Annotated in this window: 19 protein-coding genes; 10 read left to right on the top strand and 9 right to left on the bottom strand. The window is 65.0% G+C overall.

Going from position 1 to position 21,293, the window contains the following annotated elements; genetic code table 11:
• Positions 1–385 precede the first annotated feature (385 nt).
• The 3 genes from ACIPG5_RS16700 to mrcB are packed head-to-tail and all read right to left on the bottom strand — an operon-like array spanning position 386 to position 3,873.
• On the bottom strand, positions 386–718 hold the full coding sequence (locus tag ACIPG5_RS16700; protein WP_236237730.1) for a YqcC family protein: 333 nt from the start codon (positions 716–718) through the stop codon (positions 386–388).
• Positions 718–1,536 (bottom strand): tetratricopeptide repeat protein, encoded by an 819-nt coding sequence (locus tag ACIPG5_RS16695; RefSeq protein WP_401376388.1) that lies wholly within the window; start codon positions 1,534–1,536, stop codon positions 718–720. The genes ACIPG5_RS16700 and ACIPG5_RS16695 overlap by 1 nt, the downstream gene beginning before the upstream one ends.
• Positions 1,537–1,551: 15 nt before the next feature.
• Entirely contained in the window at positions 1,552–3,873 is a 2,322-nt protein-coding gene (gene mrcB, locus ACIPG5_RS16690; RefSeq protein WP_176517401.1) for a penicillin-binding protein 1B, read from the bottom strand.
• 117 nt (positions 3,874–3,990) lie between these two features.
• Here mrcB and ACIPG5_RS16685 point away from each other — a divergent pair, with 117 nt between their 5' ends.
• Both ACIPG5_RS16685 and ACIPG5_RS16680 read left to right on the top strand, forming a co-directional pair.
• Complete coding sequence (locus tag ACIPG5_RS16685) at positions 3,991–5,553, top strand: AAA family ATPase (protein ID WP_401376385.1); 1,563 nt, start codon at positions 3,991–3,993, stop codon at positions 5,551–5,553.
• Positions 5,554–5,787: 234 nt separating this feature from the next.
• Complete coding sequence (locus ACIPG5_RS16680; protein ID WP_176517403.1) at positions 5,788–6,066, top strand: TfoX/Sxy family protein; 279 nt, start codon at positions 5,788–5,790, stop codon at positions 6,064–6,066.
• A 182-nt stretch (positions 6,067–6,248) separates the two neighbouring features.
• Here ACIPG5_RS16680 and ACIPG5_RS16675 read toward each other — a convergent pair whose 3' ends face one another.
• Genes ACIPG5_RS16675 through ACIPG5_RS16660 form a run of 4 tightly spaced genes read right to left on the bottom strand, consistent with a single transcriptional unit; the run spans position 6,249 to position 9,834 of the window.
• Positions 6,249–7,136, bottom strand: coding sequence for a ChaN family lipoprotein (locus ACIPG5_RS16675; protein WP_236237733.1), 888 nt, complete (start codon positions 7,134–7,136; stop codon positions 6,249–6,251).
• Positions 7,137–7,148: 12 nt separating this feature from the next.
• Entirely contained in the window at positions 7,149–7,916 is a 768-nt protein-coding gene (locus ACIPG5_RS16670; RefSeq protein ID WP_401376382.1) for a heme ABC transporter ATP-binding protein, read from the bottom strand.
• Positions 7,916–8,899, bottom strand: coding sequence for an iron ABC transporter permease (locus ACIPG5_RS16665; protein WP_176517435.1), 984 nt, complete (start codon positions 8,897–8,899; stop codon positions 7,916–7,918). Before ACIPG5_RS16665 ends, ACIPG5_RS16670 begins: the two co-directional genes overlap by 1 nt.
• Before the next feature lie 50 nt (positions 8,900–8,949).
• Positions 8,950–9,834, bottom strand: coding sequence for a hemin ABC transporter substrate-binding protein (locus ACIPG5_RS16660; protein WP_401376379.1), 885 nt, complete (start codon positions 9,832–9,834; stop codon positions 8,950–8,952).
• Between the two features lie 149 nt (positions 9,835–9,983).
• Between ACIPG5_RS16660 and ACIPG5_RS16655 the strand changes: the two genes are divergently transcribed.
• Positions 9,984–10,301 (top strand): Rieske (2Fe-2S) protein, encoded by a 318-nt coding sequence (locus ACIPG5_RS16655; protein WP_176517407.1) that lies wholly within the window; start codon positions 9,984–9,986, stop codon positions 10,299–10,301.
• On the opposite strand, the gene sfsA is transcribed toward ACIPG5_RS16655, so the two are convergent.
• Both sfsA and ACIPG5_RS16645 read right to left on the bottom strand, forming a co-directional pair.
• Positions 10,291–11,004 carry a DNA/RNA nuclease SfsA gene (sfsA, locus tag ACIPG5_RS16650; RefSeq protein WP_176517408.1) on the bottom strand — a complete coding sequence of 238 codons (714 nt, stop codon included), beginning with the start codon at positions 11,002–11,004 and terminating at the stop codon, positions 10,291–10,293. The two genes, ACIPG5_RS16655 and sfsA, sit on opposite strands and share 11 nt — an antisense overlap.
• A complete protein-coding gene (locus ACIPG5_RS16645) occupies positions 11,004–12,176 on the bottom strand; it encodes a pyridoxal phosphate-dependent aminotransferase (protein ID WP_401376376.1) in 1,173 nt (390 codons plus the stop codon). The genes sfsA and ACIPG5_RS16645 overlap by 1 nt, the downstream gene beginning before the upstream one ends.
• A gap of 211 nt (positions 12,177–12,387) precedes the next feature.
• Here ACIPG5_RS16645 and dksA point away from each other — a divergent pair, with 211 nt between their 5' ends.
• The 7 genes from dksA to folK all read left to right on the top strand — a co-directional run bounded on the left by dksA (position 12,388) and on the right by folK (position 21,088).
• Positions 12,388–12,831 (top strand): RNA polymerase-binding protein DksA, encoded by a 444-nt coding sequence (gene dksA, locus ACIPG5_RS16640; protein WP_176517410.1) that lies wholly within the window; start codon positions 12,388–12,390, stop codon positions 12,829–12,831.
• 63 nt (positions 12,832–12,894) lie between these two features.
• Complete coding sequence (gene gluQRS, locus ACIPG5_RS16635) at positions 12,895–13,782, top strand: tRNA glutamyl-Q(34) synthetase GluQRS (RefSeq protein ID WP_401376373.1); 888 nt, start codon at positions 12,895–12,897, stop codon at positions 13,780–13,782.
• Between the two features lie 132 nt (positions 13,783–13,914).
• Positions 13,915–14,091, top strand: a complete 177-nt coding sequence (locus ACIPG5_RS16630) for a hypothetical protein (RefSeq protein ID WP_003250005.1) — start codon at positions 13,915–13,917, stop codon at positions 14,089–14,091.
• Positions 14,075–17,050, top strand: a complete 2,976-nt coding sequence (locus tag ACIPG5_RS16625) for a sensor histidine kinase (RefSeq protein WP_401376370.1) — start codon at positions 14,075–14,077, stop codon at positions 17,048–17,050. Before ACIPG5_RS16630 ends, ACIPG5_RS16625 begins: the two co-directional genes overlap by 17 nt.
• A 4-nt stretch (positions 17,051–17,054) precedes the next feature.
• A complete protein-coding gene (locus ACIPG5_RS16620; RefSeq protein WP_401376368.1) occupies positions 17,055–18,503 on the top strand; it encodes a sigma-54-dependent transcriptional regulator in 1,449 nt (482 codons plus the stop codon).
• A 720-nt stretch (positions 18,504–19,223) separates the two neighbouring features.
• Positions 19,224–20,612 carry a polynucleotide adenylyltransferase PcnB gene (locus tag ACIPG5_RS16615; RefSeq protein ID WP_176517414.1) on the top strand — a complete coding sequence of 463 codons (1,389 nt, stop codon included), beginning with the start codon at positions 19,224–19,226 and terminating at the stop codon, positions 20,610–20,612.
• Complete coding sequence (gene folK / locus ACIPG5_RS16610; protein WP_176517415.1) at positions 20,609–21,088, top strand: 2-amino-4-hydroxy-6-hydroxymethyldihydropteridine diphosphokinase; 480 nt, start codon at positions 20,609–20,611, stop codon at positions 21,086–21,088. The genes ACIPG5_RS16615 and folK overlap by 4 nt, the downstream gene beginning before the upstream one ends.
• Positions 21,089–21,293: the final 205 nt, after the last annotated feature.

Here is a 21,293-nt window from a genome sequence, read left to right as displayed (position 1 = left end):
AATACCGTCCCTAGTGGACGGGTCTTAATAGGTTTACTGCCAAGCAGAGCACGAGCGAACGTCAGCACTGACTGAGCAAGTATTGGGAGCGCCCCAGAGTGTTGCGGGGTTTTCCCACCCAGCGCGAGGTAACGCGTTGCGGGGTGTAACAGGTCGGCGCGGGTGTGCGCCTCATGATCTGCTTAGCGGGTCTGCTTCTGGCAGTCCCTCTACAGCGGAATCTGGATTCTTGTGATTTGCCGCCTACAAGTCAAGAAAAATTATTGCCAATTTTTCCCCAAGATGAATTCCTGCCACCACTAAAAACCAACTCAGCAGCAGAAAAAATAAGATTTCCATAAAAAAGGGCCACAATCTGCGGCCCCTGACGGAAAAAGAGAAGAAATCAGGCGGAAGGAGCGATCAATTGATCAAACTCTGCTAGCAGGCGACGTAGCTCGCGGCTCTGCTCCGGACGGTCGGCAAACACCGTCTCGGCCATCACCAGGATTCCGGAAGCATTGGGCAGCGGCTGGCCCAGCTCGATGATGATCTTCATGCGCGGCAGGAAGATCCACTGCAGCCACTGCTCCAGGCTCAGGGTGTCGACCGCGAATGGCACGGTGCTGGCCAGGGCCTCGTCGCTTGGCGGCTCGTCGTCCCACCAACCTTGCACCTGCAGCTCACGCTCGATCAGCAGCAGGTGGTCGACGATATCCAGGATACGTTGCTCGATCATCAGGAATTGACCCTTGCCTTCTGCCGGGCCAGCGCGGCGCCAGCGCTGTCACCCTGCTTCTCGCGGGCCTGGGCGATGGTGTTCCACAACTCGGCCTGCAGGTCGGGGCGGCCATTGGCGTAGGTCAGCGCGCGGCGTGCCAGCTGCTCGGCCTGGGCCGCGTCACCCTGCGACAGACGCACCTGGGCCAGGCGGTACAGCACTTGCGGCTCGCGTGGGGCGATGCGCTGGGCACGCTCCAGGCTCGACGCGGCACCGTTGAAATCGCCGCTGCCCTGTTGCGACTGGGCGGTGGTCAGCAGCGCCAGCACCGGGCCATCGAGTTGCTCGTCAGCCGACAGGCCGCCGGAAGCCGCGTTGCTGCGCGGAATGCCGGTCGGGGCGCTGGTGGCCGCAGGCGTGCTGTTCATCGAGGCGATGTCGAACGGCTCGTCGGCGATCGGGTTGGGGTTGGTGGTCATCGGCGCGCTGCCGACCGGCCCGCTGGTAATCGGCCCCGGGGTAATCGGCCCCGGGGTGATCGGCGCGGCGCTGATCGGTGCAGCGCCGTTGCCCGCCGGGAAGGTCTGGATGCCCGTGGCGCCAGCGCCCTGCGGGATCATCACGGTCACCCCGGAGTCTTCCGGCAGCGATTGCGCCTGCACCGTGCCATTGGCCATGCCCGCCGCCGAGCGGTTGGCCGTGACCCGTTCACTGTTGGACACCCGGGTACTCGAATCGACCACCGGGATATTACCGCGCTGCACACTGGAGCAACCCTGGAGCACAGCCAGCGTCGTCAAGGCAGGAAACAGCCACTTATTCACGTCACACCTCATCAATGCAGCCAGTGCTTAATTCATCCAGCCTTTGACCCAGTCCATGACCGATTCCGCTGGATTCTGCTCGCCGCCACAGGTTGCCCCGGCAGGCGGTTCGCTGCCGCGAATATACGGCATCTGCACCGCTCCCGGACAGCTTCCATCGGAACCCCGGCCGCTGTACGGGTCGATCCAGGCCTGCACCACGTTGTCCGGTTGCGGCATGTCCAGCGGCAGCGGGTCGGCCTTCTTCATGAAGCTGGTCCAGACCTGCAGCGCACCGGTGGCGCCGGTGAACGGCGTCTTGCCGTTGTCGTCGCGGCCCATCCACACCACCGCCAGCAGGTCCTGGCTGAAGCCGGAGAACCAGCTGTCACGCGAGTCGTTGCTGGTACCGGTCTTGCCCGCCAGGGTCAACGAGCTGGGCAGCACGTTGTACACCGAACGGCCGGTACCTTCGCGCATCACCCGCTGCATGGCGTTCTGCACCAGGTAGATCGAACCTGGGTCGAAGGTCTGCTGGATCTGGAACGGGTAGCGCTTGAGCGGCTCGCCTTCGGCGGTCAGCACGCTGCGGATACCCCGCATCGGCGTATTGAAACCACCGTTGGCGATGGTCTGGTACATGGTCGCCACCTGCATCGGCGACATGCCTCCGGCACCCAGCAGCATCGCCGGGTACGCCGGCCAGTCCACCTTCACGCCGAGCCGGCCGATGGTCTTGATGACATTGGGCACGCCCACCTCAAGGCCGAGCTTGGCGGTCGACAGGTTGTAGGAATTGGCCAGCCCTTGATACAGATAAATGGTGCCGTGTGGGCGGCGGTCGTAGTTCTGCGGGCGCCACACCTGGCCGTCGGCGCCTTTGACCGAGAACGCCTCGTCCTGCACCCAGCTGGTCAGGGTGTACTTGCTCGGTTGCTCCAGCGCGGTCAGGTACACCGCCGGCTTGACCAGCGAGCCGATCGGCCGCACGGCATCGATGGCGCGGTTGAAGCCGGCAAAGCCGGACTGGCGGCTGCCGATCAGCGCCTGCACTTCACCGGTTTCCGGGTTGGTCACCACCATCGCCGACTCGACCTGGTCAGAGCCCTTGCGCCCGGCCAGGCGCTTGAAGGTCTCATTCATCGAGCTCTCGGCCTTCATCTGCAGGATCGGGTCGAAACTGGTGAAGATGCGCAGGCCTTCTTCGGTCAAGTCTTCATCCCGGTAGTCCTGGCGCAGCTGGCGCTTGACCAGGTCGAGGAAGGCCGGGAACGAGCTGTCGGCCAGGCTGCCGCGCTTGGTCACGCCAAGCGGCATCTTCTTCGCCGCGTCAACGACTTCCTGGCTGGCCACGCCCTGCTCGGCCACCAGGTCGAGGACCAGGTTGCGCCGTGCCAGCGCACGCTCCGGGTAACGCCGCGGGTTGTAGTAGGAAGGCCCCTTGACCATGCCCACCAGCAAGGCGATCTGGTGCAGCTTGAGCTCCGACAGCGGCTGGCTGAAGAAGAACTGGCTGGCCAGGCCGAAGCCGTGCACCGCGCGCTGGCCATCCTGCCCAACGAACACTTCGTTGAGGTAGGCCTCGAGGATTTCGCGCTTGTCGTAGTGCATTTCCAGCAGCACGGCCATCATCGCTTCGGTCAGCTTGCGGCTGAGGCTGCGTTCGCTGGTCAGGTAAAAGTTCTTCACCAGCTGCTGGGTCAGGGTACTGCCGCCCTGGCGCATGGAGCCGGCCGAGGTGTTGACCCAGACCGCCCGGGCGATGGACTTGGGCGACACGCCAAAGTGGCTGTAGAAGTCGCGGTCTTCCGTGGCCACCAGGGTTTCGAGCAGGTACGGCGGCACTTGGTCGATCTTGATGAGGATGCGGTCCTCGAGGTTTTTCGGGTAGATACCGCCGATCATCAGCGGCTCCAGGCGAACCACATCGAGCTTGCCGCCATTGGCCCCCGAGAGCCCCGCCACGTAGTCGCCGGAGAAACGCACGCGGACGAACTGCGCCGGCTCCATGCCCTCGTAGAACTGGAAGCCACGGGTATTGAGGTCGACGTTGTTGCCGTTGACCGCCGCCGCGCCCGGCCCGTTGGCCGCGCTCTCGCGCCGATAGCCCAAGGCATCGAGCTCGGTGAGGAAGTCGTTCTTGCTCAGTTTCTGGCCGACGAACAGTTCCAGCGGCCGGGCATACACCTTGGCCGGGATGGTCCAGCGCTTGCCGGAGAACTTCTCCTGCACGACGGCATCGAGGTAGACCGCGAAGCCGGCAACGATCACCAGGCCGACCAGGCTGAGCTTCAAGGCCCAGCCCAGCCAGGCGCGCGAGCGGCCGGTCGGGCGTTTCTGAGGGGTACGGGGATTTCGGGTTCGAGTCATGGCGGCGGATTATACGCACTTTGCAAAGGCTGGGCAGGCGCCCTCTGGCGGTATGCAGGGGCGGCACCATTGACCATAATGGCGCCTTCGAATTCCCTGCCCCCGGAAGGATTTCCCGTGAGCCAAGCCTTGATCACTGCATTGCAGAACCCTGCCCTCTACCCTCACCCCGTGGACGGGTTCCAGCTCATCGAGACGCACATCTCCTGGGTCCTGCTGACGGGCGAGTACGCCTACAAGATCAAGAAGCCGATGAACTTCGGCTTCCTCGACTTCACCGCGCTGAGCCAGCGCGAGCATTTCTGTAACGAAGAGTTGCGCCTGAACCAGCGCCTGACCGAGGGCCTGTACCTCGACGTGCTGCCGATCACCGGCAGCGCCGAAGCGCCGCAGCTCGGCGGTGAGGGCGAGGCAATCGAGTACGCCCTGAAGATGCGCCAGTTCCCCCAGAGCCAGATGCTCAGCACCTTGCAGGCCAATGGTGAACTGAACGCCAGCCACATCGACCAGCTGGCCCGGCAGATCGCCGAATTCCACCTGCAGACCCCCAAGGTGGCCGCCGAGCAGCCCTATGGCTCGCCGGAAAGCGTGATGGCGCCGGTCGAGCAGAACTTCGAGCAGATCCGCCCCTTCCTCAGCGACAAGGCCGACCTGCAGCAGCTGGACAACCTGCAGGCCTGGGCCCGCAGCAGCTTCGATCGCCTCCAGGGCCTGTTCGCCGCGCGCAAGGCCAATGGCTTCACCCGCGAGTGCCATGGCGACATCCACCTGGGCAACGCCACCCTGATCGACGGCAAGGTGGTGATCTTCGACTGCATCGAGTTCAACGAGCCGTTTCGCATGACCGATGTCTGGGCCGACACCGGCTTCCTCGCCATGGACCTGGAAGACCGCGGCCTCAAGTGCCTGGCACGGCGCTTCATCAGCCAGTACCTGGAGCTGACCGGCGACTACGAGGGCCTGGAAGTGCTGAACTTCTACAAGGCCTACCGCGCCCTGGTGCGGGCCAAGGTGGCTCTGTTCAGCATGCCCGCCGAGGCCGATGGCGTGCAGCGCGCCACCACCCTGCGCACCTACCGCAACTATGCCAACCTGGCCGAAAGCTACAGCGCCATCCCCTCGCGCCTGCTGGCCATCACCCATGGCGTCTCGGCCGTGGGCAAGAGCCACGTGGCCATGCGCCTGGTCGAGGCCCTGGGCGCCGTGCGCGTGCGTTCGGACGTGGAGCGCAAGCGCCTGTTCGGCGAGCAGCAGCCGACGCTTTCCGGGCAGCAGGACGCCGGCATCTACGACCAGGACGCCAGCGCCGCGACCTACCAGCGCCTGCATGAACTGGCCGGCATCATCTTGCGTGCCGGGTTCCCGGTGGTACTCGACGCCACCTACCTGAAGCACGCCCAGCGCCAGGCCGCGGCAGAAGTTGCCAGCGCCACCGGCGTGCCGTTCCTGATCCTCGACTGCCACGCCCCGGAGGCCGTGATCGCCAGCTGGCTGCAGCAGCGCCAGGCAGAAATGACCGACCCGTCGGACGCCACCCTGGAAGTGGTCAAGGCCCAGCAGGCCAGCCGCGAGCCACTGCAGGCCAAAGAACTGCCGCACGCGACGCGTGTCGATACGCAAGAAAGCGCCAGCATGGACCAGGTGATCGACCAGATTCGCCAGCGCCTGCCCGGCCTTTAACCGCGTCGAGCCTATCGCCGGCAAGCCGGCTCCCACACTGACCTCACAGGCCTATGGGCAGTGGTGGCTTTGTGGGAGCCGGCTTGCCGGCGATGGGGTCGTCAAACACCGCTGATCCCCAATCGTCGCCACCGATGGCAAAAGGCCGCGCATTTCCCAACCCCCGCTACACTCCTTCCTGACCTGCTCGCGATTTATCCCACAAGACCCGTTCAGCCATCGCAAGGAGGCTCGATGAACGATGAATTGCAGCATCTTAAGAATCTTGGCAAGACCTCCGCGCAGTGGTTGCACGCGGCTGGTATCCACAGTGCATCGGACTTGCGTCGCCTAGGCGCGGTCGGTGCGTACCAGGCCGTGAAAACGCGAGGATTCCGGGCGTCGAAAGTGCTGCTGTACGCCATTGAAGGCGCCTTGCTGGACATGCACTGGAATGATCTGCCGGCCGAGCGCAAGCAAGCGCTCATCCAACAACTGGATGCCAAAGGCACCGCGCAAAAAAATCTGAAATAAACCGCGAAAAGGGATTGACGACGAAATGAGAATCGTTATGATTATCACAACTGGTCGCGAGACTGGTTGGATAAACTGAAAGCCCCTGGTTCGGACTCTCAGATTATCTCCTCATCAGGCTAATCACGGTTATTGACCCGGCAATTTGCCGGGTCTTTTTTTGCCTGCGATTGGCGAAAACCTTATTTGCGCAGCTGCGCGCAGTAATCCTGCGCCGGCGTGCCTGGCGTGTACCAGGCATAGTCCGCCATCCCCGCCTGCACCGGCTCGCCCACCTCCGCCAGCATCAGCACCTTGCTGTCGCCCTTGGCCCCCAGGTCCTCCAGGTGCAACGGCACGCCAAGGTCCTTGCGTGCGTGATAGGCCCCAGTGAGCAACAGCGCAGGCTGTGGCGCGGCCAGCAAGCGCTCGGCGATGCGCCGATCACGCTGCTGCTGGACCGCCAGCATGGCCGGCAGCTGGCTTTCCGGCAGCAACCCACAGTGCCCCGCCCGCACTTGCTCGAGCAAAGCCGCCTGTACCGCAGGCGCATTGGACTTCACCCCTGGCAAGGGTGTCGGCTGGCGATAGGCTGCACGCATTTCGCTGGCTGAGAGGTTGGCCGGCAGCAGCGCGATGCGATCCTGCAGGGCCTCGCGGACGATCGGCCCATAAAGTTGCCAGTCCCAGCCGTCCTGCCAGGCCAGTGCCTTGGGCAGGTCATCCGGCAGCTTCGCTTGGCCCTGCACGGCATCCAACTGCGCCTGCTGCTCGGGCTGCAACATCTCCAGCAACAGGCTGCCCTGCGTTCGTTGGGCCTCTAGTGCGCGCAGCAACCACAGCTGCAAGGCGTGGTGGTCGGGGTTGTCGTGCTTCTCGCCCACCAGCACCCGCGGTGCGCCAGCCAACCGCTCGACCAACTGTTCCGGGCTGATCACCTGGCCGCTGGCCAGGTCTTGAATCTGCCCCAGCGCCAGGTTGTCCCGCCCTTCGCTGCCCTGCCAGGCCGGCAGGGGCGGCAGGCTGGCCTGGCACCCCGCCAGCGACAGCAACAGGCACAGCAACGAGCCAGACAGCCATGGATGGCGCATGAGCAAAGCCTCCTAGCGGGTGATGATGAGTGGGTGGCCCCGTTCCGGATGGGGTTGTACCAGCACCTCGATGCCGAATACCGACTTGAGCGCGACAGGCGTCAGCACCTGCTCCGGCGTAGCCAGCGCATGGCAGCGGCCAGCTTCGAGCAGCAGGATACGATCACAGTAGCGCGCCGCCAGGTTCAGGTCATGCAGGATCACCAACACGGCCGCGCCGCGGTCGGCAAAGCTGCGCACGGCCTGTAGCGTGGTGTGCTGGTGCAGCGGGTCGAGCATCGAGGTGGGCTCGTCGAGCAGCAAGGTGGTACCCGCCTCGCCCGGCCACAACTGGGCCAGCACACGTGCCAGGTGTACCCGCTGCCGCTCGCCGCCCGACAGGGCCAGGTAGCTGCGGCCCAGCAGGTGCCAGGCATCCGCCGCACGCAGGGCCGCTTCGACAATCTCGGCATCACGCACCTGGCCGCTGTCATGGGGCATGCGGCCCATGCCCACCACTTCCTCGACCTTGAACGAAAAGCCCAGGCTGGACACCTGCGGCAACACCGCCAGGCGCCTGGCCCGCTCCGGCCCTGCCCAGGCGGCCAATGGCCGGCCGTGCAAGGTCACCTGCCCCTGGCCAGGCGCAAGTTCGCCACACAGCACGCCCAGCAGGCTGCTCTTGCCCGCGCCATTGGGGCCGAGCACGCCCACCACCTGCCCCGGGTGCAATTGCAGGTTCAGGTCGTGCAGCACCTCATTGCTCCCGCGCCGCAGGTGCAGGCCCTCGACTTGCAACATCAGCTGCGCCCTCGAATCAGCAAAACCAGGAAGAACGGCGCACCGATAAATGCAGTGACGATGCCGATCGGCAATTCGGCAGGCGCCAGCGCCAAGCGCGCCACCAGGTCGGCGAACAGCATCAGCACGCCGCCAGCCAACAACGATGCCGGCAACACCACGCGATGGTCGGGCCCTGCCAGCAAACGCACCAGGTGCGGCACCACCAGGCCGATGAAGCCGATCAGCCCCGCCGCCGCCACGGCCGCGCCCACGCCCAATGCGGTGCAGAACACCAGTTCACGCTTGAGCCGCTCCACCTCGATGCCCAGGTGCCGCGCCTCCGATTCGCCCAGCAGCAACGCATTGAGTGCCCGCGCACGGCGCGGCAACCACAGCGCCACACCCGCGGCAACGATCAGCAGCGGCCACAGCCGGTCATAGCTGGCGCCGTTGAGGCTGCCCAGGTTCCAGAAGGTCAGGGTGCGCAAGGTGGCATCGTCGGCCAGATAGGAAAACAGGCCCACCGCCGCGCCGCCCAGTGCGGTCATCGCCACACCGGCCAGCAACATGGTGGCGACGTTGGTCTGCCCGTCGCGTCGCCCCAGGCGATAGACCAGCGCAGTCACGCCAAGCCCGCCGACAAAGGCGCACACCGATAACAGATAAGGTGCCAAGACCTCGGGCATGCCGCCGAACCAGCTACCGCCGACGATCGCCACCGCAGCGCCCATCGCAGCGCCCGCGGCGACGCCCACCAGCCCGGGGTCGGCCAGCGGGTTGCGAAACAGCCCCTGCATGGCCACCCCGGACAGCGCCAGCACCGCGCCAACCGCCAGCCCCAACAGGGTGCGTGGCAGGCGGATCTGGCCGAGGATCATTTCCGCCTGCTGCAGGCCATCGCCGGCGATGGGCAGGCCCAGCAGCCTCAGGCCCGCGCGCAAGGTATCGAACAACGGCAGGCTGACCGGGCCCAGGGCCAGTGAAAGCCAGACCGCCAACAGGCACAGCAGGCTCAGGCAGATGATCAGGGTACGGGGTTGGACTCGTTGCTTCATTGCGTGATGCTGACCTTGGCCGCCGGGTAGAAGGCTGACGCCAGGTCCTGCAAGGCCATCGGCAAGCGCGGGCCCAGGCCGCCGACCAGCAGGGTCGGGTCCAGCGACAGCAGGCGTTTGTCACGCACCGCACGCGAGGCGGCCAGGGCCGGGTTTTCCTTAAGCAGTGCCTGCAAGGCCTGCTCGCCGGCCAAGGCGCGGTCGGAGAACACCACCACATCCGGGTCCAGCGCCGCCAATGCTTCATTGGAGAAGTTCTTGTAGCCCTGGTGCTCGGCCAGGTTGCGCGCCCCCGCCTGGCGCAACAGCCAGTCGCCCGCAGTGCCCTGCCCGGCAATCAGCGGCTTGGCACCCGCATGGCCCACCAGCAGCAGCACCCCGGGCGCCTTGTGGCTGGCCTGGGCCTGCTTGATCTGAACTTGCAGGGCTTCGAGTTGCTGATGGTAGCCAGCAGCCAGTTGCGCAGCCTTCTGCTCGGCGCCGAGCAAGGTGCCCAGGTGCTTGAGGTTGGCATCGACGGCGGCGAGGTCGGCCTGGCTGGAGAACAGTTCCACGCGCACACCGGCGTTGCGGATCTGCGCCAGCACCGGTGGCGGGCCCATCTCCTCGGTGCCTACCAGCACGTCCGGGCGCAAGCTGAGAATGCCTTCGGCCGACAGCTGCCGCTGATAGCCGATGCTTGGCAGCGCCTTGAGCGCCTCGGGGTGCTGGCTGGTGGTGTCGACGCCTACCAGCCGTGGCTGGCCGCCGAGTTCACAGATCCACTCGCTCAATGCACCGCCTGCACTGACCCAGCGCTGCGGCAGTTCGGCAGCCAGGGCCTGGGTGGAAGCAACGAGGGCTGCGCACAAGGCGAGCATGGCGGCGGGACGGCGCATCATCGGGTTCCTTCTGAAGGCGGGCCGCGCACCTTGTGGCAAGCGGCAGAACTGCGCACCATAGACCACCTGGCGCAGCGAATGCGGGCAATTTGATAATTATTCGCATTGAAGCGTCAAGCCATCCCTTTGTTTCACGAGCCTTCCTTGCAATGCACTTCCTTTGTACTTCCGCTGCGCTGGCCGAGGGCCATAGCCGCGCCTTCAGCGTAGACGGCATCGACCTGTTCGGCGTACGCCGCCAAGGCCAGGTGCACCTCTACCGCAACCGCTGCCCGCACCGGGGCATCCCGTTGAACTGGGCGGCAGATGCCTTCCTGGACGAGAGCGCGAGCTTGATCCACTGCGCCCATCATGGCGCCCTGTTCCTGATCGAAAGTGGCGAATGCGTGGCCGGCCCGTGCGAAGGCGAGGCGTTGCAGGCCCTGAGCTGCCGGGAAGACAGCCAGGGCATCTGGTTCACCGGTTGAGCAGCACCGGCAGCGGGCGGTCGATGACGATCTGCTCGGCATCCAGCCGCGCACCATAGGCCAGCACCTCAACCCCATCGGCCACGGCAGCGCGCAACGCCTTGGCATAGGCCGCGTCGATTTCCTCGGCAGGGCGCACCGCCTCGATACCGGTGAGGTTCACGCAGTACAGCTGCACCGCGCGGATCCCCTGGCGGGCCAGCGACGCCAGCTCGCGCAGGTGCTTGGCACCGCGCTGGGTCACGGCATCCGGGAAGGCCGCCACGGCGCTGTCCGGGTAGCCGAGGGTCACGCTCTTGACCTCGACATAGGCCGGCCCGTCAGCGAACTCCAGACGAAAGTCCACCCGGCTGCCCTCCTCGCCATAGGCCACTTCGCGCTTGAGCGCGGTGAAGCCCGCCAGTTCGGCAATCACGCCGGCGCGCAGGGCCTCTTCGACCAGCGCATTGGCCCGCCCGGTATTGATGCAGGCCAGCCGGCCCTGGGGCGTTTCGCTGATTTCCCAGGTGCCCGGCAGCTTGCGCTTGGGGTCGTTGGAGCGGCTGAACCAGACTTGCCCACCTTCGCGCATGCAATTGAGCATCGAACCGGTGTTGGGGCAGTGAATGGTCAGTTGCTCACCATTGGCCAGTTCGATATCCGCCAGAAAACGCTTGTAGCGACGCAGCAGGCGCCCTTGCTCGAGTAAAGGAAAGAACACCATCAGCCCTGCCAGCTCCGCAGCCCACGGGCAATGCGCTGTACCGCCTCTTCCAGGCGCGGCAGGCTCTGGGTGTAGGCAAAGCGCACATGGTGGCCGGCCAGGTGGCGGCCAAAGTCCAGGCCGGGGGTGAAGGCCAGGTGCTCGGTTTCCAGGAAGTGCCGGCAGAAGGCGAAGGCGTCACCGCCAAAGGCGCTGATGTCGGCATACAGGTAGAACGCACCCTGCGGCTCCACGGCGATGCGAAAGCCCAGCTCGCGCAGGGCCGGCAGCAGGTAGTCGCGACGGCGGGCGAACTCGGCGCGGCGTTCTTCGAAGATCGCCAGGGTTTCTGGCTGGAAGCACGCCAGGGCAGCGTGCTGGGCCATGCTGGGGGCGCTGATGTAGAGGTTTTGCGCCAGTTTTTCCAGGTCGGCCACGGCATTGGGCGGCGCCACCAGCCAACCCAGTCGCCAACCGGTCATGCCGAAATACTTGGAAAAACTATTAAGGACGAAGGCCGAGTCATCCACTTCCAGCACGCTGGGCGCATCCATGCCGTAGGTCAGGCCGTGGTAGATCTCGTCCACCACCAGGTGCCCGTGGCGCTCGCGGGTAGCCTTGGACAGGCTGGCCAGCTCGTCGCGGCTCAGCACCGTGCCGGTCGGGTTGGCCGGCGAGGCCACCAGGGCGCCGACGCTGTCCTTGTCCCAGTAGCGCTCGACCAGCTCGGCGGTGAGCTGGTAGTTGACCTCCGGCCCCACCGGCACCAGTTGCGCACCGCCTTCGACCAGGCGCAGGAAATGGCGGTTGCACGGGTAGCCCGGGTCGGCCAGCAGCCAGTGCTTGCCGGGGTCGACCAGCAGGCTGGCGGCCAGCAGCAGGGCGCCGGAGCCGCCTGGGGTGATCAGGATGCGCTCGGGGTCGACCGAAACGCCGTAGCGTTGCCCGTAGAAGCCGGCGATCGCCTCACGTAGGGCCGGCAGGCCACGCGCCGCGGTGTAGCGGGTGTGCCCGGCAGCCAGGGCAGCCTGGCCAGCCGCGACGATGGGCGCGGCGGTGGTGAAGTCCGGCTCGCCGATTTCCAGGTGGATCACATCGTGGCCGGCCGCCTGCAGTTCGTTGGCCCGCGCCAGCAACGCCATGACATGGAAGGGTTCGATGGCGCGGCTGCGCGCACTGTATGGGTGGGCCATGACCTTCTCTCAATAGGGTCTAAACTGTTGATTCTACCTTTGCATCCCACCGAACGTGCGACGCGCGCTGCGGTCAACACCTAGGATCGGGCGGGCTAGCGCAACCCCCGATCTATCTGGTAAGTTCGGCGGCTCGCAGTCGCAGGGCCGGCGGGTGCCGGAGATGGAGCAGCCTGCGCATTGGATCAGATGAGTGAGAGGCGGTCTATTCATGTCCACCGTAGAAAAGCAAAAAACCCAGACCATGTACGGTGTCGAGCCCTATAAAGAGACCAAGGGCGAAGAGTACATGGGCGAGCCCATGAAGAAGCACTTCACCAAGCTTCTCAATGCTTGGAAAGGCGAGCTCATGCAGAGTGTCGACCGCACCGTAGACCACATGAAGGACGAAGCTGCGAACTTCCCGGACCCGGCCGACCGCGCCAGCCAGGAAGAAGAGTTTGCCCTGGAGCTGCGCAACCGCGATCGCGAGCGCAAGTTGATCAAGAAGATCGACAAGACCCTGCAGAAAATCCAGGACGAAGAATACGGCTGGTGCGATTCCTGCGGTATCGAGATCGGCCTGCGTCGTCTGGAAGCCCGCCCGACCGCCGACCTGTGCTTCGACTGCAAGGAAATCTCGGAGAAAAAGGAAAAGACCGTCGGCAAAGGCTGACACTTGTTCCATCCGAACGGGGCGCATCTTGCGCCCCGTTTCATTTATATGCCCGGCAATGCCATGAACGACTCCCGCTACATCGGACGCTTCGCCCCTACCCCTAGCGGTTTCCTGCACTTCGGCTCGCTGGTCGCCGCCCTTGCCTCCTGGCTCGATGCCCGCGCCGTCAATGGCCGCTGGCTGCTGCGCATGGAAGACACCGACCCGCCACGGGAAATGCCCGGTGCCCGCGACGCGATCCTGCAGACCCTGGAACGCTACGGCCTGGAGTGGGATGGCGAGGTGGTGTACCAGAGCCAGCGCCACGACGCCTACGCCGCCGTGGTCGACCGCCTGTTCAACATGGGCCTGGCCTATGCCTGCACCTGCTCGCGCAAGCAGCTCGAAGGCCATGACGGCATCTACCCAGGCTTTTGCCGCAACGCGGGGCACGCCCGCGAAGGCGCGGCGATCCGCCTGCGGGTGCCCGAGCTGATCTACCGCTTCAGCGACCGGGTGCAAGGTGATTTCCAGCAGCACCTGGGCCGTGAGGTGGGCGACTTCATCATCCAGCGCCGCGACGGCCTGTATGCCTACCAGCTGGCCGTGGTGCTGGATGACGCCTGGCAGGGCGTGACCGATATCGTGCGTGGAGCCGATCTGCTCGACAACACGCCTCGCCAGCTGTATCTGCAGGAACTGCTCGGCTTTTCCCAGCCGCGTTACCTGCACATCCCGCTGATCGTGCAGCCCGATGGCCACAAGCTGGGCAAGTCGTACCGCTCGCCACCGCTCGAGGCCGATCAGGCCACGCCGCTGTTGTTGCGGGCGTTGCGCGCGCTGGGGCAGGACGTCGACCCGCAGCTGCTGATTGCCACACCCGCCGAAGTGCTGGCGGTGGCGCGCCAATGCTGGCGGCCGCAGGCGATTGCGCAAAGGACCACGGTGCCCGAGGCGGATTTGCGCTGAGGCCACCACTCAAAAACAAAAGCCCAACAAATTCAAACCCTTGGCGAACCCTACCGATTCCCGCTAGCATCGCCCCCGCCATTTGCGCCAATAATAAGTCCAAGCCCGCAGCGCCCAACCATCGAGGCCAGCATGTACATCTATCGTTTGGTCCTGCTTCTGGTCGTGGGGATCTACCTGTTCTCCCCGGCCATCATGGACTGGTGGATCGAGCCGACCGGAGCCTGGTACCGCCCCTACCTGCTCTGGCTGATCCTGATCGTCGTCACCTTCATCCTGCAGAGCCAACGAGATGCCGATGAGCTTTAGCCTGACCCAGATGATCCTGATCAGCGCCGGGTACCTGATGGTGCTGTTCGGCGTGGCCTGGATCAGCGAGCGCGGGCTGATTCCCCGTTCGATCATTCGCCACCCGCTGACCTACACCCTGTCGCTCGGCGTCTATGCCAGCGCCTGGGCTTTCTATGGCTCGGTGGGCCTGGCCTATCAATACGGCTACGGCTTCCTCGCCTGCTACCTGGGGGTGTCTGGCGCCTTCCTGCTGGCGCCGGTGCTGCTCTACCCGATCCTCAAGATCACCCGCACCTACCAGCTGTCGTCGCTGGCCGACCTGCTGGCCTTCCGCTTTCGCAGCACCTGGGCCGGCGCGCTGACCACGGTCATCATGCTGATCGGCGTGCTGCCGCTGCTGGCGCTGCAGATCCAGGCGGTGGCCGACTCGATCAGCATCCTCACCGGCGAGCCGGTCAAGGCGCGGGTGGCCTTCGCTTTCTGCGCCCTGATCATCCTGTTCACCATCTTCTTCGGCTCGCGGCACATCGCCACGCGTGAAAAACACGAAGGGCTGGTATTTGCCATCGCTTTCGAGTCGGTGATCAAGCTGCTGGCCCTGGGTGGCATCGGCCTGTATGCGCTGTATGGGGTATTTGGCGGGCCACATGGCCTGGAGGTGTGGCTGCTGCAGAACCAGACCGCCCTGGCGGCGCTGCACACCCCGCTGCAGGAAGGCCCGTGGCGCACCCTGCTGCTGGTGTTCTTCGCCTCGGCCATCGTCATGCCGCACATGTACCACATGGCCTTCACCGAAAACCTCAACCCGCGCTCGCTGGTCAGCGCCAGCTGGGGCCTGCCGCTGTTCCTGCTGCTGATGAGCCTGGCCGTGCCACTGGTGCTGTGGGCCGGCCTGCGCCTGGGCGCCAGCACCAACCCCGAGTACTTCACCCTGGGCCTGGGCATTGCCGCCAATAACGAAGCGCTGGCGCTGCTCGCCTACATCGGTGGGCTGTCGGCCGCCAGCGGGCTGATCATCGTCACCACCCTGGCGTTGTCTGGCATGGCCCTCAACCACCTGGTGCTGCCGCTGTACCAGCCGCCGGCCGAAGGCAACATCTACCGCTGGCTGAAATGGACCCGGCGCGCCCTGATCGTCGCGATCATCACCGCCGGCTTCATGTTCTACCTGACCCAGAACAACCACCAGAGCCTGGCCAACCTGGGCATCGTCGCCTTCGTCGCGACCCTGCAGTTCCTGCCTGGGGTGTTGTCGGTGCTGTACTGGCCGACGGCCAACCGCCGCGGCTTCATTGCCGGCTTGCTGGCCGGCACGCTGGTGTGGATGGTGACCATGCTGCTGCCGCTGCTGGGCAACCTGCAGGGCTTCTATATCCCGCTGCTGGACATGATCTATGTGCTCGACGACACCAGCTGGCACATGGCAGCCATCGCCTCGCTGGCGGCCAACGTGCTGCTGTTCACGCTGATCTCGCTGTTCACCAACGCCAGCAGCGAGGAAGTCAGCGCCGCCGAGGCCTGCGCCGTGGACAACGTGCGCCGCCCGCAGCGCCGCGAGCTGCACGCGGCCTCGCCGCAGGAGTTCGCCACCCAGCTGGCCAAGCCGCTGGGCGCCAAGGCCGCGCAAAAGGAAGTCGAGCAGGCCCTGCGCGACCTCTACCTGCCGTTCGACGAACGCCGCCCCTACGCCCTGCGCCGCCTGCGCGACCGTATCGAGGCCAACCTCTCGGGGCTGATGGGGCCAAGCGTGGCCCAGGACATGGTCGAAACCTTCCTGCCCTACAAGTCCGGTAACGAGAACTACGTCACCGAAGACATCCACTTCATCGAAAGCCGCCTGGAAGACTACCACTCGCGCCTCACCGGCCTTGCCGCCGAGCTCGACGCCCTGCGCCGCTACCATCGCCAGACCCTGCAGGAGCTGCCCATGGGCGTCTGCTCGCTGGCCAAGGACCAGGAAATCCTGATGTGGAACAAGGCCATGGAAGAGCTGACCGGCATCGCCGCCAAGCACGTGGTGGGCTCGCGCCTGGTCACCATCAGCGAGCCGTGGCGTGGCCTGCTGCAGGGCTTCATCAACGTGCCCGACGAACACCTGCACAAACAACGCCTGGCGCTCGATGGCCAACCGCGCTGGCTGAACCTGCACAAGGCGGCCATCGACGAGCCGCTGGCGCCGGGCAACAGCGGGCTGGTGCTGCTGGTCGAGGACCTCACCGAAACCCAGGCCCTGGAAGACAAGCTGGTGCACTCCGAGCGCCTGGCCAGCATCGGCCGCCTGGCCGCAGGCGTGGCCCACGAGATCGGCAACCCGATCACCGGCATCGCCTGCCTTGCACAGAACCTGCGTGAAGAGCGCGAAGGCGACGGCGAGATCATCGAGCTGTCCAGCCAGATTCTCGAGCAGACCAAGCGCGTATCGCGCATCGTCCAGTCGCTGATGAGCTTCGCCCACGCCGGCGGCAGCCACCAGAACAGTGAAGAGCCGGTGTGCCTGGCCGAAGTGGCGCAGGACGCCATCGGCCTGCTGGCGCTGAACCGGCGCAACTTCGAAGTGCAGTTCTTCAACCTCTGCGCCCCGGAACACTGGGCCGAGGGGGACCCCCAGCGCCTGGCCCAGGTGCTGATCAACCTGCTGTCCAATGCCCGCGACGCATCCCCTCCGGGCAGCGCCGTGCGCGTGCGCAGCGAAGCGAACGAGCACACCGTGGACCTGATCGTCGAAGACGAAGGCAGCGGGATCCCGAAGAACATCATGGACCGCCTGTTCGAGCCCTTCTTCACCACCAAGGACCCGGGCGAAGGCACCGGACTGGGGCTCGCTCTGGTCTATTCCATCGTGGAAGAGCATTATGGGCAAATCACCATCGACAGCCCTGCCGACATCGAACGGCAACGTGGCACCCGGATCCGCGTGACCCTGCCCCGGCATGTCGTAGCGACGTCCCCTGAAATTCGAGACCGTCGAGAGAATTGAATCAATGCCGCACATTCTGATCGTCGAAGACGAAACCATCATCCGCTCGGCCTTGCGTCGCCTGCTCGAGCGGAACCAGTACCAGGTCAGCGAAGCCGGCTCGGTGCAGGAAGCCCAGGAACGCTTCAGCATTGCCACCTTCGACCTGATCGTCAGCGACCTGCGCCTGCCCGGCGCCCCGGGTACCGAGCTGATCAAGCTCGGCCAGGGCACGCCGGTGCTGATCATGACCAGCTACGCCAGCCTGCGCTCGGCGGTGGACTCGATGAAGATGGGCGCGGTGGACTACATCGCCAAGCCCTTCGACCATGATGAGATGCTCCAGGCCGTCGCCCGCATCCTGCGCGACCGCCCGGCCGCATCGGCAGCTGCCCCGGCTACCGAGCCGCGCGCCAACGGCAAGGGCCCGGCGGCCGACAAGGCCGGCCCGGCCGCAGCCGCTGCCAACGGTGAAATCGGCATCATCGGCTCGTGCCCGCCGATGCTGGACATGTACAGCAAGATCCGCAAAGTGGCGCCCACCGACTCCAATGTGCTGATCCAGGGCGAGTCCGGCACCGGCAAGGAGCTGGTCGCCCGTGCCCTGCACAACCTGTCGCGACGGGCCAAGGCGCCGATGATTTCGGTCAACTGCGCAGCCATTCCCGAGACGCTGATCGAGTCGGAACTGTTCGGCCACGAGAAAGGTGCATTCACCGGCGCCAGCGCCGGGCGCGCCGGCCTGGTGGAAGCCGCCGACGGCGGCACGCTGTTCCTCGACGAGATTGGCGAACTGCCACTGGAGGCCCAGGCCCGGTTGCTGCGTGTGCTGCAGGAAGGCGAGATTCGCCGGGTCGGCTCGGTGCAGTCGCAAAAGGTCGATGTGCGCCTGATCGCCGCCACCCACCGCGACTTGAAAAACCTGGCCAAGGCCGGGCAGTTCCGTGAAGACCTTTATTACCGCCTGCATGTGATCGCGCTGAAACTGCCTGCCCTGCGCGAGCGCGGCAGCGACGTCAACGAGATCGCCAATGCCTTCCTCGCCCGCCAGAGCGCGCGCATCGGGCGTGACGACCTGCACTTCTCGGCCGAAGCCGAGCAAGCCATCCGTCATTACAGCTGGCCGGGCAACGTGCGCGAACTGGAAAACGCCGTGGAGCGGGCGGTGATTCTCAGCGAGAGCGCGGAAATTTCCGCCGAGCTGCTGGGCATCGACATCGAACTGGGCGACCTGGACGACGACCTGCTCGACAACTCCCTGGTACCGATCGGCGTCAACGCCAATAACGCCAGCCATGAGCCGACCGAGGACCTGTCGCTGGAAGACTACTTCCAGCACTTCGTACTCGAGCATCAGGACCACATGACCGAGACCGAGCTGGCGCGCAAGCTGGGTGTCAGCCGCAAGTGCCTGTGGGAGCGCCGCCAGCGCCTGGGCATCCCGCGCCGCAAGAGCAACGCCACCAGCGAGTGATGCGCCTTCACTGGCCCCAGGCGATGGGGCCAGTGTTCTCCCCTCCTCCGTAACACATCAGTTCCCGCAAAAATCTGTTACCCATCCTGCCCAGGCGTAACAGACCCCGAGGTGTACGGTAACGAAATTTCTACATTTCGCCCCCGCCTTACCTCCCACGATTCGCCCAAACCCTTGATTTTATTGAGTTTCCAAAAGTTGGCACGGCACCTGCTATATGTTTGGTACAAGAACAATAACAAGCACTGCAACTCAGAATAAGAACAAGACGAAACGGCTCACGCACAATAAAAACAAGACGGCGGAGGCGCAGCTAACTGATTCTTTTGGAGAGGATGCGTGTTTGGGGCTTGCCCCACGACCAGGCAGAGAACAACAAAAACTGCACTAAAAAGCAGCGCCTGAACTGGTTGGATCGAAAGGTCAACGTGACATCAGCGGCCAAAGCAATCCGTTTGCTCTTAACCCCTGGTTTGGGGGTCGTCCACAAGCGTTTGGATTTGTGGGCAGGGCACTCAACAAAAACAAGAAGCCCGGCAAAAAAACAATAAGAGCACGCAACGACTTCTTGGGGAGCTTAGGCTCCCCTTGTCGTTTCTCCCTTCCAGCAGACCAATCTGCGACCGCCTACACCATTCCCCGAGTAAATGCTAGAATCCCCGCCCATCATGCGGCCATTCTCCTATTCTTGGCCGAACATTCCTTCACACAGTGCATCCCATGCTGAAGAAGCTGTTCCAGTCTTTCCGCCCACCCGTACCGGGCCAGCACCACAAGCGCACCACGCCTGAGGTGATCAACAAGAGCCAACATTCGCTGCAGCGCCACCAGTTCAGCCGCCACGCGGTGAACATCGTCGAGCGCCTGCAGAGCGCGGGCTACCAGGCTTACCTGGTCGGTGGCTGTGTCCGCGACCTGATGCTGGGCATCACGCCCAAGGACTTCGACGTCGCCACCAGCGCCACGCCCGAACAGGTCCGTGCCGAGTTTCGCAATGCGCGCATCATTGGCCGCCGCTTCAAGCTGGTCCACGTGCATTTCGGCCGTGAGATCATCGAAGTCGCCACCTTCCGCGCGCACCACTCGGACGACGACCAGGGCGACAGCCACCGCTCGTCGCACAACGCCAGCGGTCGCATCCTGCGTGACAACGTCTACGGCACCCTGGAAGAAGACGCGCAGCGCCGCGACTTCACCATCAATGCCTTGTATTACGACCCGGTCAGCGAGCGCGTACTCGACTACGCCAACGGCGCACACGACATCCGCAACCGCCTGTTGCGCCTGATCGGCGACCCGACCCACCGCTACCAGGAAGACCCGGTACGCATGCTGCGCGCGGTGCGTTTCGCCGCCAAGCTCAATTTCGGCATCGAGAAGCACACCTTCAAGCCGATCCGCGAACTGGCTCCGATGCTGCGCGAAATCCCACCGGCGCGGCTGTTCGAGGAATGCCTCAAGCTGTTCCTGTCCGGCCAAGGGGCGATCGCCTTCGAAATGCTGGTCGACCTGGAGCTGTTCGAGCCGCTGTTCCCGGCCAGTGCCCACGCCCTGGAAGAGCGCCCGACCTACACCCACACCTTGATCAGCCAGGCGCTGAACAACACCGACCTGCGCGTCAAGCAAGGCAAGCCGGTGACCCCGGCCTTCCTGTTCGCCGCGTTGCTCTGGCCGGCCCTGCCAAGCCGAGTGCTGCACCTGCAAAATCAAGGCGTACCACCGATCCCGGCCATGAACGGCGCTGCCCACGACCTGATCGCCGAACAGTGCGCCCGCATCGCCATCCCCAAGCGTTTCACCCTGCCGATCCGCGAAATCTGGGACATGCAGGAACGCCTGCCACGGCGCAGCGGCAAACGTGCCGACCAGCTGCTGGACAACCCGCGTTTCCGCGCTGGCTACGACTTCCTGCTGCTGCGTGAAAGCGCCGGCGAGGAAACCGACGACCTGGGCCAATGGTGGACCGACTACCAGGACGCCAACGACAGCGAACGCCGCGAGATGATCCGCGAGCTGGGCAGCCGTGACGAAGGCGGCGCTGGCGGCCCGCGCAAACGCAAGCGCAGCCCCAGCAAGCGCAAACGCGGCGGTGACGAGGCGTTCGAGTGACCACTCGCGCCTTCATTGGCCTGGGCAGCAACCTCGACGCCCCGGCCGAACAGCTGCGCAGCGCCCTGCAGGCGCTGGACCAGCTCGATGGCACACGCCTGGCAGCGGCCTCGGCGCTGTACACCAGCGACTCGCTGCTGCCTGGCCAGCCACGCTACACCAACGCCGTCGCCGCACTGGATACCGCACTCGCGCCGCTGGCCTTGCTCGACGCCCTGCAGGCCATCGAGCTTGACCAGGGCCGCGTGCGCAAGGAACGCTGGGGCCCGCGCACGCTGGACCTCGACATCCTGCTGTTCGGCGACCAGGTCATCGACGTGCCGCGCCTGCAGGTGCCGCACTACCACATGCACGCCCGCCCCTTCGTGCTGTATCCGCTAGCCGAGCTAGTCCCGCACGACTTCCAGCTGGCCGATGGCCGCGCCCTCGCCCAGATGCTCGAAGCCTGCCCTTACGTTGGGCTGGAGCGCCTGTAATCCGGGCGCTTTGGCCTGCGGTAACGCCAGTAACACCCTGTTAGTAACATTGCGGTAACAGGGTCATTGACTTCCCCCACCTCGCTCACGACTATAGGCGTCCCGTGTGACACCATAGTGCCGCACACCCGTATTTAGGCCCGGACGGACCTGTGCCCGAACATCACGCGCGATGATGTGCCGCTCCGGAAGATGACTACACGCG

Source organism: Pseudomonas sp. NPDC087029, assembly GCF_044745345.1.
In the GTDB taxonomy this organism is placed as follows: Bacteria; Pseudomonadota; Gammaproteobacteria; order Pseudomonadales; family Pseudomonadaceae; genus Aquipseudomonas; species Aquipseudomonas faucium.
The sequence above is the reverse complement of the archived record's forward strand: the minus strand, read 5'-3'. Positions and strand labels throughout refer to the sequence as shown.